Source organism: Bacillus safensis FO-36b (assembly GCF_000691165.1).
GTDB lineage: Bacteria > Bacillota > Bacilli > Bacillales > Bacillaceae > Bacillus > Bacillus safensis.
On record NZ_ASJD01000003.1, the window covers coordinates 305,163 to 317,756 of the forward strand.

At 43.3% G+C, this 12,594-nt stretch carries 13 protein-coding genes; 12 read left to right on the plus strand and 1 reads right to left on the minus strand.

Annotated elements, in window-relative coordinates:
- Positions 1–3: 3 nt before the first annotated feature.
- The 7 genes from rlmN (at position 4) to spoVM (ending at position 6,229) form a co-directional block, all read left to right on the plus strand.
- Positions 4–1,086, plus strand: coding sequence for a dual-specificity RNA methyltransferase RlmN (rlmN, locus tag BA81_RS09405; RefSeq protein WP_024424208.1), 1,083 nt, complete (start codon positions 4–6; stop codon positions 1,084–1,086).
- Between the two features lie 3 nt (positions 1,087–1,089).
- On the plus strand, positions 1,090–1,860 hold the full coding sequence (locus tag BA81_RS09410; RefSeq protein ID WP_034281746.1) for a Stp1/IreP family PP2C-type Ser/Thr phosphatase: 771 nt from the start codon (positions 1,090–1,092) through the stop codon (positions 1,858–1,860).
- Positions 1,854–3,809, plus strand: a complete 1,956-nt coding sequence (pknB, locus tag BA81_RS09415; protein WP_034281748.1) for a Stk1 family PASTA domain-containing Ser/Thr kinase — start codon at positions 1,854–1,856, stop codon at positions 3,807–3,809. The genes BA81_RS09410 and pknB overlap by 7 nt, the downstream gene beginning before the upstream one ends.
- 12 nt (positions 3,810–3,821) lie before the next feature.
- The gene (rsgA, locus tag BA81_RS09420; RefSeq protein ID WP_034281749.1) at positions 3,822–4,718 is read left to right on the plus strand and encodes a ribosome small subunit-dependent GTPase A; all 897 of its coding nucleotides are present in this window, start codon (positions 3,822–3,824) and stop codon (positions 4,716–4,718) included.
- A gap of 3 nt (positions 4,719–4,721) precedes the next feature.
- Positions 4,722–5,372 carry a ribulose-phosphate 3-epimerase gene (gene rpe / locus BA81_RS09425; RefSeq protein ID WP_034281750.1) on the plus strand — a complete coding sequence of 217 codons (651 nt, stop codon included), beginning with the start codon at positions 4,722–4,724 and terminating at the stop codon, positions 5,370–5,372.
- 60 nt (positions 5,373–5,432) lie between these two features.
- Entirely contained in the window at positions 5,433–6,077 is a 645-nt protein-coding gene (locus tag BA81_RS09430; protein ID WP_034281751.1) for a thiamine diphosphokinase, read from the plus strand.
- A 71-nt stretch (positions 6,078–6,148) separates the two neighbouring features.
- On the plus strand, positions 6,149–6,229 hold the full coding sequence (gene spoVM / locus BA81_RS09435; RefSeq protein WP_008354550.1) for a stage V sporulation protein SpoVM: 81 nt from the start codon (positions 6,149–6,151) through the stop codon (positions 6,227–6,229).
- A 72-nt stretch (positions 6,230–6,301) separates the two neighbouring features.
- Here the strand turns inward: spoVM and rpmB are convergent, their stop codons facing one another.
- The gene (rpmB, locus tag BA81_RS09440; RefSeq protein WP_003212514.1) at positions 6,302–6,490 is read right to left on the minus strand and encodes a 50S ribosomal protein L28; all 189 of its coding nucleotides are present in this window, start codon (positions 6,488–6,490) and stop codon (positions 6,302–6,304) included.
- A 271-nt stretch (positions 6,491–6,761) separates the two neighbouring features.
- Here rpmB and BA81_RS09445 point away from each other — a divergent pair, with 271 nt between their 5' ends.
- The 5 genes from BA81_RS09445 to recG all read left to right on the plus strand — a co-directional run bounded on the left by BA81_RS09445 (position 6,762) and on the right by recG (position 12,573).
- Positions 6,762–7,124: an Asp23/Gls24 family envelope stress response protein gene (locus BA81_RS09445; protein WP_008344871.1), complete on the plus strand. Its 363-nt coding sequence runs from the start codon at positions 6,762–6,764 to the stop codon at positions 7,122–7,124.
- Between the two features lie 15 nt (positions 7,125–7,139).
- Entirely contained in the window at positions 7,140–8,813 is a 1,674-nt protein-coding gene (locus tag BA81_RS09450) for a DAK2 domain-containing protein (RefSeq protein ID WP_034281752.1), read from the plus strand.
- Between the two features lie 148 nt (positions 8,814–8,961).
- Entirely contained in the window at positions 8,962–9,624 is a 663-nt protein-coding gene (gene sdaAB / locus BA81_RS09455) for an L-serine ammonia-lyase, iron-sulfur-dependent subunit beta (RefSeq protein WP_024424201.1), read from the plus strand.
- Between the two features lie 20 nt (positions 9,625–9,644).
- Positions 9,645–10,547: an L-serine ammonia-lyase, iron-sulfur-dependent, subunit alpha gene (gene sdaAA / locus BA81_RS09460; RefSeq protein ID WP_034281960.1), complete on the plus strand. Its 903-nt coding sequence runs from the start codon at positions 9,645–9,647 to the stop codon at positions 10,545–10,547.
- On the plus strand, positions 10,525–12,573 hold the full coding sequence (gene recG, locus BA81_RS09465) for an ATP-dependent DNA helicase RecG (protein WP_034281753.1): 2,049 nt from the start codon (positions 10,525–10,527) through the stop codon (positions 12,571–12,573). The genes sdaAA and recG overlap by 23 nt, the downstream gene beginning before the upstream one ends.
- The last annotated feature ends 21 nt before the right edge of the window (positions 12,574–12,594 follow it).

Here is a 12,594-nt window from a genome sequence, read left to right on the forward strand (position 1 = left end):
AAAATGACAGAACAAAAAGTAAGAAAAGAACTGAAGACAGAAATGCCGTCGATCTACTCATTTGAGCTTCACGAAATGAAAGAATGGTTAAAAGAACAAGGCGAAAAGCCTTTCCGCGCAGCCCAAATTTTCGAGTGGCTTTATGAGAAACGTGTGACATCCTTTGACGATATGTCTAACCTTTCAAAGGATTTAAGAGAAAAATTAAAAAATCAATTTGCGATCACCACATTAAAAACCGTGATCAAACAAACGTCTCAAGACGGAACGATCAAGTTTTTATTTGAATTACATGATGGCTATACGATTGAAACAGTGCTGATGCGCCACGAATACGGCAACTCTGTCTGTGTCACAACTCAGGTTGGCTGCCGAATTGGCTGTACATTCTGTGCATCTACACTTGGCGGGTTAAAACGAAATCTTGAAGCAGGAGAAATCGTTGCTCAAGTATTGAAAGTGCAGCAGGCACTTGACGAAACAGATGAGAGAGTCAGCTCGGTTGTCATCATGGGAATTGGCGAACCGTTTGATAACTTTGACGAAATGCTTGCTTTCCTTAAAATCATCAACCATGACAACGGCTTAAATATTGGTGCGCGTCATATTACAGTGTCGACAAGCGGAATCATTCCAAAGATCTATCAATTCGCTGATGAGCAAATGCAAATCAATTTTGCTGTCTCTCTGCATGCACCGAACACAGAGATCAGAAGCCGTCTGATGCCAATCAATAAGGCATATAAGCTGCCGAAATTAATGGAAGCCATTGAATACTACATTCAAAAAACGGGTAGACGTGTCAGCTTTGAATACGGCCTGTTTGGCGGAGTAAATGATCAAGTTCATCATGCAGAAGAGCTTGCAGACTTATTAAAAGGAATCAAGTGCCACGTGAACCTCATTCCGGTGAACTATGTACCGGAAAGGGATTATGTAAGAACACCGAGAGAACAAATCTTCCTATTTGAAAAAACGTTGAAAGAACGCGGCGTAAACGTAACAATTAGACGAGAGCAAGGCCATGATATTGATGCTGCTTGCGGTCAGCTAAGAGCGAAGGAGCGTCAGGAAGAGACGAGGTGACGAATGTTGATAAGGGCAGCCTTTCAAACCGATACAGGAAAAGTCCGTCAGCATAATGAAGATGATGCAGGTATTTTTGAAGCAAAAGAAGACACCCTTCTAGCTGTTGTAGCAGATGGAATGGGAGGTCATCTTGCTGGTGATGTCGCCAGCAGGATGGCCGTCTCTTCTTTAAAAGAATACTGGGAAGAAACATCTTCAATTCCAGCAAAACCAGCAGAGCAAGAAAGCTGGTTAATCTCAAAAATAAGTGACATTAATGATCAAGTATATGAACATGCGAAAAACAATGAGGAGTGCCAAGGAATGGGGACGACCATTGTTTGTGCGCTCGTTCATTTGCAAACGGTCACAATTGCCCATATTGGAGACAGCCGCTGCTACTTGCTGAGAGAAGGAGCACTGACCCAGCTAACGGATGACCATTCACTTGTAAATGAGCTTGTGAAAACAGGTGAAATTTCTAAAGAGGATGCAGAATATCATCCAAGAAAAAACGTGCTCACAAAAGCTTTAGGAACAGATAAACACGTTCAAATTGATGCACATACTTTTGAAGTAGACCCAGGAGATCAAATCCTGCTTTGCTCAGATGGTTTATCCAATAAAGTAGAAGAAGAGAATTTGATTCATATTTTAACGCAAACGACCGCACCAGATGAAAAAGTAACAGCATTAATCCAAACAGCGAATGACAACGGCGGTGAAGATAACATTACAGCAGTATTGTTAGAAATCTCCTCCCAGCCAGAGGAGGGTGACAGCAAGTGTTGATCGGAAAACGGATCAGCGGCCGTTATCAGATTCTTCGCGTCATAGGCGGAGGCGGAATGGCAAACGTTTATTTGGCGGAGGACATGATTTTAGATCGCGAAGTTGCGATTAAAATTTTGCGCTTTGACTTTGCAAGCGATGATGATTTTATTAGACGTTTCCGGCGCGAGGCGCAATCAGCCGCAAGCTTAGATCATTCAAATATTGTCAGCATCTACGATGTAGGGGAAGAAGATGACATTTATTATATTGTCATGGAATATGTCGAGGGGATGACGCTGAAAGAATACATACACGCCAATGGCCCGCTTCATCCGAAAGAAGCCGTTCGCATTATGGAGCAAGTCGTTGCGGCAATGGAAGAAGCGCATGCAAAGCAGCTCGTCCACCGGGACATTAAGCCTCACAATATATTAATAGACAACATGGGGAATATTAAAGTCACTGATTTTGGGATTGCCATTGCACTCAGCTCAGCGACCATCACCCACACAAATTCGGTTCTAGGATCCGTGCACTATTTGTCTCCAGAGCAAGCCCGCGGAGGTCTTGCGACGAAAAAGTCAGACATCTATTCACTTGGAATTGTGCTCTATGAACTCATTTCTGGACGCATGCCATTTGAAGGGGAATCAGCTGTCAGTGTTGCGCTGAAGCATTTGCAATCAGAGCCGCCATCTGTAAGAAGGTGGAATCCTTCTGTTCCACAAAGCGTGGAAAACATCATTTTAAAGGCAATGGCCAAAGATCCATTTTATCGATATGAAGATGCATCTGAAATGCAAAAAGATCTGCAAACTGCTTTCGACCCTTCAAGACTAAAAGAAAAACGCTTTGTCATTGAAGAGGATCATGAAGCAACGAAAGCGATCCCAATCATTCAAGATCATCAAGTCGATCAAGACAATGAAAAAACAGCTGTCCATCCGGTGCAAAAACCGAAGAAAAAAGAGAAACAAAAGCCGAAAAAGAAACGAAAAAAATGGCCTTGGGTTGTGGCATCCATCCTGTTTATTCTAACTGCTGCGACCATTTTAGCTATCACTGTGTTTCCCGGACTGCTCTTTCCAAAAGATGTTGAGGTCTCTGATGTATCTGGCATGACGATTGAAAAAGCAGAGGACACCTTGAAGAAAGCCGGCTTTACCGTCGCCTCTGAACCAATTGAGATCGCTGATGAAAAAATTGAAAAAGGGCTTGTCGTCAAAACAGACCCGAAAATCGGCACAAAGGTAAAAGAAGGAACCGAGATTCAGCTTTACCAAAGTACTGGCAAAGAAAAGACCGAATTACCTGATGTAACAGGTGAAAAGGTTGATAAAGCAAAAGAATTATTAGAGAAAAAAGGGTTTAAGCATGTTGTTGTGGAGGAAGTAAATGATAATGACACCGAATCTGGGATTGTCATGGAACAGAAACCTTCAGCGAGTACTGAGCTTGTGGCAGCAGATGAAGAAGTGACGTTGACGGTCAGCATAGGTCCTGCCGATATTACATTGCGGGATTTAACGACATATAGTAAACAGGCTGCATCGAATTATTTAGAGGATAACGGATTAAAGCTTGATGAAAAAGAAGCGTATTCTGATGATGTGCCAAAAGGTGAGGTGATGAAGCAGGAACCAGGAGCTGGTACTGCTGTGAAACCAGGTGATACGGTTAAAATCACCTTCTCACTTGGACCGAAGAAAAAACCGGCTAAAACGGTAACTGAAAAGATTGCCATCCCGTATGAGCCAGTAACTGAAGGGCAAGAGATGACCGTTCAGATTTCCATTGACGATGCTGAGCATAGCATTTCTGATTCATATGAAACCTTTAACATCACTGCACCAACTGAACGGACCATTAAATTTAAGATTGAACCAGGTCAAAAAGGATACTATCAAGTGACAGTTGATGATAAGGTCGTAAGCTCTAAAACAATCGAATACCCTGACGATGAATAAAGGAGGGACTTTATGCCTGAGGGCAAAATTATTAAAGCATTAAGCGGATTTTATTATGTGCTCGATGAGTCTCTAGAAAGTGGAAAAGTGATTCAGTGCAGAGCGAGAGGCATTTTTCGGAAAAACAAAATCACACCTCTTGTTGGAGATTATGTTGTATATCAAGCGGACAACGATAAAGAAGGCTACTTATTAGAAGTAAAAGAGCGGACAAACGAACTTGTTCGTCCGCCTATTAGTAACGTCGATCAAGCGGTGCTCGTTTTCTCTGCGACAGAACCGACCTTTAGCACATCGCTTTTAGACAGATTTCTAGTGCTGGTGGAAGCAAATGATATTAAGCCGATTATCTGTATCACAAAAATGGACTTATTGAAAACAGATGAAGAGCGTGAAAGTATTCAAGGCTATGCAGAGGACTATCGGCAAATTGGGTATGATGTTCATGTAACATCCACGATCGAGGGAGACGGAATTGAAAAGCTGACCCCGCATTTTCACAATAAAATCACTGTATTTGCCGGTCAGTCTGGTGTAGGTAAGTCCTCTCTTTTAAATGCGATGAGTCCTGATTTGGCGCTGAAAACCAATGATATTTCCTCTCATCTTGGAAGGGGGAAGCATACGACAAGACATGTCGAACTCATTCGTACAGCAGAAGGGCTCATTGCAGATACACCTGGCTTTAGCTCGCTCGAATTTACCGGCATCGAAGCGGAAGATTTATGCCTTTACTTTTTAGAAATTAAAGAGCGGAGTGCAGATTGTAAGTTTAGAGGCTGTCTGCACGTGAAAGAGCCTGGCTGTGCGGTAAAAGGCGCGGTCGAACAAGAGCAAATCAGAGCGTATCGCTATCAGCATTATTTAGAGTTTTTAACTGAAATCAAAGACAGAAAGCCGAGGTACTAACTCATGGTTTATATTGCCCCTTCCATTTTATCAGCAGATTTCGCCAATTTGGAGAAAGATATCCGTGATGTGGAACAAGGCGGAGCGGATTACATTCATATCGACGTGATGGACGGCCATTTTGTACCGAATATTACATTTGGGCCGAATGTTGTGGAAGCAATCAGACCGCATACAAAGCTGCCGCTCGATGTTCACTTAATGATTGTGCAGCCAGACCGGTATATTCCTGCATTCGCTAAAGCAGGTGCTGACATTATTTCGGTCCATGTAGAAGCTTGTCCGCACTTGCACAGAACGATACAGCACATAAAAGAACAAGGCGTAAAAGCAGGCATCGTCTTGAACCCGCACACACCTGTTTCTCAGATTGAGCATGTATTAGAGGATGTAGACCTTATCTTATTCATGACGGTGAATCCTGGTTTTGGCGGACAGGCGTTTATTCCATCTGTCCTCACGAAGGTAAAAGAAGTGAAGTCCCTTAGCGAACAAAAGGGCTTATCAGACTTACTCATAGAAATAGACGGCGGTGTCAATGTAGAGACTGCAAAGAGCTGTAAAGAGGCGGGCGCTAACTTACTTGTGGCCGGCTCAGCGATATACGGTAAAAACAACCGTGCAGCAGCCATTCAGGCCATTCGAGAAGCGTAAAAAAAGGAACCAAAGTCACTCTGATCTTTGGTTCTTTTTACATGGAGAGGAGCGTATATCATGCACATACATATCGTAGCCGGCGGTCCTTTTGATTACATCCCGCCCCTTGAACATGAAGCATCACAGGACGATATTCTCTGGGTCGGTGTAGACCGGGGGACGCTCTTTTTACTAGAGCACGGCATCATGCCTGCCAAGGCTTTTGGTGATTTTGACAGTGTGACAGAAGAAGAGCTTTGCGAGCTGAAAAAGAAATTGCCTGCCTTGAATGTATTTCAGGCTGAAAAAGATGAAACCGATTTAGAGCTTGCGCTGAACTGGGCCATGCGCCAGCACCCTGCGCATATTCACATTTACGGCATTACAGGAGGAAGGGCTGATCACTTTCTAGGAAATATTCACCTTCTATATCAAGGCATTCAGCACAAGCAGAACATCACTCTTGTAGATAAGCAAAATATCATTCAAATGTTTGGTCCTGGTACATACGAAATAAAAGAAGACCCTGATAAAAAATATGTGTCGTTTCTGCCCTTTGGTACATCGGTTGAAAAGCTGACATTAAAAGGTTTCAAATATCCTCTGAAAAATTGTCATATTGAGCCTGGTTCCACACTATGTATTAGTAACGAACTCATCCACTCAAATGGTACTTTTTCTTTTCATGAAGGCATATTAATAATGGTAAGAAGCAAAGATTGACCAACCTATCAATGTGGATGGCTGATTAAGCTCAATTGTGCTGCAAGCGGTACTTTTAGGAGGGGGACAAAATGAAATTTTATACAATCAAACTGCCTAGATTTCTTGGCGGCATTGTCCGTGCGATGCTTGGTTCATTTAAAAAAGATTAATGAGTAATCTCCTTTATTTCCACATAAAAACGCCTGCTACAGTTTATTGTAGCAGGCGTTTACTCTTCTTGCTTATACACGCTCAACTTTACCAGATTTCAAAGCTCGAGCTGATACATATACTCTTTTAGGCTTACCGTCCACTAGAATACGAACTTTTTGAAGGTTCGCGCCCCATGTACGTTTTGTAGAGTTCATTGCGTGAGAACGGTTGTTCCCAGCTTTTGTTTTTCTGCCTGTAATAACGCATTTACGTGCCATTTGTTTCCCTCCTAACTGCGAAAACATCATCATATTCTTCATATACGTACTTAGAGATGCCTCAAGATACTTTAATAATTTACCACAGCTTCAAGGGGTTTGCAAGGATTGTTTACTCCTCTTTCAAGAAAAATACCTTGACATCTTGATAAAAAATCGAGGCTATAGTATAAGTAGGATTGGGTCGGATTGAATGATTTCTTTTAAAAAGAAGGGTCTTATAGTAAAATAGTGATAACTCAGGGCAATTTCTCAAAAAGGGGGAACCAATGTGTCCATTGAACTTAGAACGAAATACGGACAAATTGATATATCAAATGAAGTCATTGCAATGGTGGCAGGAGGCGCTGCGATCGATTGCTATGGTATTGTTGGCATGGCGTCCAAAAACCAAATTAAGGACGGCTTGACGGATATTCTCCGCAAAGAGAACTTCAGCCGGGGTGTTCTTGTGCGTCAGAAAGAAGACCGCATTCATATTGATATGTACATCATCGTCAGCTACGGTACAAAAATATCAGAAGTCGCACATAATGTTCAAACGAAAGTCAAATACACGATTCATCACACAATTGGACTTTCTGTTGACTCGGTCAACATTTATGTACAAGGAGTAAAAGTTACGAACCCGTAGTAAGGAGGAAATATATTGTCTATTAGAAATCTTGATGGCCGCTCATTTGCAAAAATGATTCTTGCAGGTGCTCACCATCTTTCTCAAAACGCACAAATTGTGGATGCGTTAAATGTTTTTCCAGTGCCAGATGGAGACACGGGGACAAATATGAATTTGTCGATGACTTCAGGGGCAAAAGCAGTTGAAGAAACAAACACCGATCATATTGGGAAGGTCGGCGTGGCCCTGTCAAAAGGGTTATTGATGGGCGCAAGAGGAAACTCTGGCGTGATCCTGTCACAGCTCTTTAGAGGTTTCAGTAAACATATTGAACAAAAAGAAACGATTGATGCAAAAGAATTTGCTCTTGCCTTACAGGCGGGTGTTGATACAGCATATAAAGCCGTGATGAAACCGATTGAAGGAACGATCTTAACAGTTGCAAAGGATGCAGCAAAGAAAGCGGTTGCTGTTTCGGCAGCAGAGGATCAAATTGACCGCGTTCTAGAGTTAACGATTGAGGAAGCAAGAGCTTCACTTGATCGAACGCCAGATCTGCTTCCTGTCTTAAAAGAAGTGGGTGTTGTCGATAGTGGAGGTAAAGGACTTCTATGCGTATATGAAGGTTTCCTTGCTTCATTAAGAGGTGAAGAGCTTCCTCCTAAATCGGCTTCTTTACCTACGCTAAAAGAACTCGTTAGTGCAGAGCATCATAAAAGTGCACAAAGCCATATGAACACAGAAGATATCGAATTTGGCTACTGTACTGAATTTATGGTGAAATTTGAAGAAGACAAACAGTCCTTTGATGAGAATGCCTTCAGAGAAGACTTAAGTGAATTCGGAGATTCACTTCTTGTGGTGTCTGACGATACACTGGCGAAAGTTCATATTCATGCCGAGCAGCCAGGAGATGTTTTATCATATGCACAGCGCTACGGCAGCTTGATTAATATGAAAATTGAAAACATGAGAGAGCAGCATAGCTCAATCGTGAACGAAGAAAGAGAACATGTGCCTGCTGCACCAAAAGCACCTGCTGCTGAAAAACAGCGCTTTGGTGTGGTCAGTGTCGCAATGGGAGAAGGAATTGCTGACTTGTTCAAAAGCATCGGAGCTTCCGTCGTCATTGAAGGCGGGCAGACGATGAATCCGAGCACAGAAGACATTGTCACAGCAATAGAAAGCGTACATGCCGAAACCGTCTTTATCTTACCTAATAATTCTAATATTGTCATGGCAGCTAAACAGGCGGCAACTGTCTCAAACCGTGAGGTCGTTGTCATTCCGACGAAGACCGTTCCTCAAGGAATGTCGGCACTTCTTTCTCTCAATGAAGCAGCTTCAAATGAAGACAATGAAAGAGCGATGCTAGAAGCGATTGACCATGTGAAAAGCGGGCAAATTACCTTTGCAGTAAGAGATACTCAAATTGATGGAATCGACATTGCGAAAGGTGACTATATGGGTCTGTTCAACGGGAAAATCACGTTAACAGCGAAAAATCAATTAGATGCAGCAAAAGAACTTCTAACCAAAATGGTGACAGAAGATGATGAGATTGTCACCATCATTAAAGGGGAAGATGCATCATCTGATGAGCTGGATGCGTTACAAGCCTTTATTGAAGAAACATTTGAAGATGTAGAAGTTGAAGTCCACGATGGAAAACAGCCGCTTTATTCATATATTTTAGCGGTTGAATAACGAAAGAAGGGCAAATAAAGCCCTTCTTCTTCTTTTGCAATTTTTTACTAGCCATTCAACGGTGAAATGAGTTGCGGGAAACGAATGAATCCATTAGTCTAAAGAAAGAACCAAACCATACGCGAGTGGTGATGAGAGGGGAAGACCTATGAAATTTAGAAGTGTGTTTGATATTATTGGACCTGTCATGATTGGGCCATCAAGTTCGCACACAGCGGGTGCGGCTCGTATAGGGAGAGTAGCCCGCAGCTTATTTGGAAGAGAACCGAAACGAATTGTCGTTTCATTTTATGGTTCTTTTAAAGATACGTATAAAGGACACGGTACAGATGTCGCCATTATCGGCGGTGTTCTTGACTTTGATACATTTGATGAACGAATCAAAACAGCGATTGATATTGCAAAAAGCAAAGAGATTGACATTGAATTTAAAGAAGAAGAGGCGGTGCCGGCGCATCCGAATACAGCAAAAGTAGAGATTTCAGATGCGAACGGAAGCCTTGAACTAATCGGGATTTCCATCGGCGGAGGTAAAATTGAAATCACAGAATTAAATGGCTTTGAGCTCAGACTCTCAGGGAATCATCCTGCCATTCTTGTGGTTCATAACGATCGCTACGGGACGATTGCGGCAGTTGCCAATGTCTTAGCGAAATTCGCCATCAACATCGGTCATATGGAAGTGGCGCGTAAAGATGTCGGGCAAGAGGCACTGATGACCATTGAAGTAGATCAAAATATTGACCCAGCTGTCCTATCAGAGCTAGAAACGCTGCCAAACATTATTCAAGTCACACAAATTGCAGAGTAACAACAAGGAGGTTATGAATGATGTTTAAAAACGTCAAAGAACTCGTGCAGCTAACAGAAGAACGGAATACCTCCATTTCAGAAATTATGATTGTGCAAGAAATGGAAGTGACAGGGAAGTCACGTAAGGAAATTTTCTCCCAGATGTACCGCAACCTAGAAGTGATGGAGCAGGCCGTTGAAAACGGGCTGAAGGGTGTGAAATCATTATCAGGCTTAACAGGCGGAGATGCAGTCAAACTTCAAGCCTATATCGCATCAGGCAAAACACTGTCTGGTCATACGATATTAGATGCTGTCAGTAAAGCAGTTGCAACAAATGAAGTCAATGCCGCAATGGGAACCATTTGTGCCACGCCTACAGCAGGCTCAGCAGGTGTTGTACCAGGTACGTTATTTGCAGTAAAAGAAACATTAAAGCCAACAAAGGAACAAATGGTCAGATTCCTATTTACTTCTGGCGCATTTGGTTTTGTTGTGGCGAATAACGCCAGCATTTCCGGTGCAGCAGGCGGCTGTCAGGCAGAGGTAGGTTCTGCATCAGGTATGGCGGCAGCAGCTATTGTCGAAATGGCAGGCGGGACACCGCAGCAATCTGCAGAAGCGATGGCGATTACACTGAAAAATATGCTTGGACTTGTTTGTGATCCAGTAGCGGGACTTGTCGAGGTACCGTGCGTGAAACGAAATGCAATGGGTGCATCTAACGCTATGATCGCAGCAGACATGGCTCTTGCCGGCATCACAAGCCGCATTCCATGTGATGAAGTCATTGATGCGATGTACAAAATCGGTCAAACGATGCCAACGGCTCTTCGCGAAACAGCACAAGGCGGACTCGCTGCGACACCGACAGCAAGAGAGCTTGAAAAGAAGATTTTCGGAGGTGTGACCTCATCTCGTGATACAGAAACTGCAAGATAGTGTCTCTGTCCTGAAGGGGATTGGAGAGGAAACCGAAAAAACACTCAATGAACTTGGAATCTACACAGTAGCCGATTTACTCGGCTACTTTCCTTATCGATATGACGACTATGAGCTTCGTAACTTAGAAGAAGTAAGGCATGACGAACGTGTCACAGTTGAAGGGAAAGTACATAGTGAGCCCGTTCTCACCTACTATGGCAAAAAACGAAGCAGGCTGACATTCAGGCTGCTTGTCGGGCGTTTTCTCATCACAGCAATTTGCTTCAATCGCCCTTATTTAAAACGAAGCCTTGTGTTAGGTGATACGGTATCCGTCACTGGCAAATGGGATAAAAACCGTCAATCTATTATGGTGCAGGAATTTAAAAAAGGGACGCACGAGCAAGATGGCAGTATTGAGCCCGTTTATTCAGTAAAAGAAAATGTGACCGTGAAAATGATGAGACGCTTTGTGAAGCAAGCCTTATCACTTTATGCAGACAAAGCTGAAGATCCATTGCCAACGCAGCTTGTCTCTGCCTATAAACTCATGTCCTATCAGGAAGCATTAAAAACCATTCATCTCCCAGAAACAAGAGACTCGCTCAAGCAAGCAAGACGCCGTTTTGTGTACGAGGAATTTCTCATCTTTCAGCTGAAGATGCAGGCGATTAGAAAGAAAGAACGAGAAAAAACATCAGGCATCCAGCATCCGTTTTCCAAAGAGGCAGTTTTTGAGTTTGTTGACAGCCTGCCATTTCCGCTGACGAAGGCACAATCAAGAGTGCTTGATGAAATCATGTCGGACATGGCGTCTCCATATCGAATGAACCGGCTGCTCCAAGGAGATGTAGGTTCAGGGAAAACAGCTGTTGCAGCCATTGCGCTTTATGCCGCTCATTTATCAGGCTTTCAAGGTGCATTAATGGTCCCAACAGAAATTTTGGCAGAACAGCATGCTGATTCCCTTTACCAGCTGTTTGAAAAATGGGGGCTGAATATCGCCCTTTTGACGAGCTCTGTGAAAGGAAAGCGACGCAGAGAATTGCTTGAACGTTTAAAAGAAGGCGAGATTGACATATTAGTCGGCACGCACGCACTCATTCAAGACGAAGTCGAATTTCAGCAGCTCGGTCTTGTCATCACAGATGAGCAGCACCGGTTTGGCGTAGAGCAGCGGAAAAAACTAAGAAGCAAGGGGCAGGACCCAGATGTCTTGTTTATGACTGCCACACCTATTCCGCGAACACTTGCGATCACTGTCTTTGGAGAAATGGATGTCTCCGTCATTGATGAATTGCCAGCGGGCAGAAAACAAATCGAAACGTATTGGGTGAAGCATGACATGCTTGAGAGAATTCTTGCTTTTGTGGATAAAGAGCTGAGAAAAGGAAGACAGGCATATATAATTTGTCCGCTCATTGAAGAATCAGACAAGCTGGATGTCCAAAATGCGCTTGATGTCCATAGCATGCTCACTGAGGCATACCGCGGCAAGTGGTCGATCGGCTTAATGCATGGGAAGCTGGCGAGTGATGAAAAAGATCAGGTCATGAGAGCCTTTACCGCAAATGAAGTGCAAATTCTCGTTTCAACCACAGTCGTTGAAGTCGGGGTCAATGTGCCGAATGCAACCATCATGGTCATTTATGATGCAGACCGCTTTGGACTGTCTCAGCTTCATCAGCTAAGAGGCCGGGTCGGACGAGGAGAGCATCAATCATTTTGTATTTTAATGGCTGATCCAAAATCCGAAACAGGAAAAGAGCGGATGCGGATCATGTCCGAAACAACCGATGGCTTTGAACTGTCTGAAAAGGACTTAGAACTAAGAGGACCCGGCGATTTCTTTGGTAAAAAACAAAGCGGGATGCCTGAATTTAAAGTAGCAGATATGGTCCATGACTATAGAGCGCTGGAAACGGCTAGAAAAGATGCGGCAGACCTTGTCCAATCGGACGCTTTTTGGACTGATCCCGAATACAAAGAACTCCGGCAAACGCTGATAGACAGCGGTGTGCTGGGCGGAGATAAATTAAGCTGATCAAACGCTGGAGGAATTTTC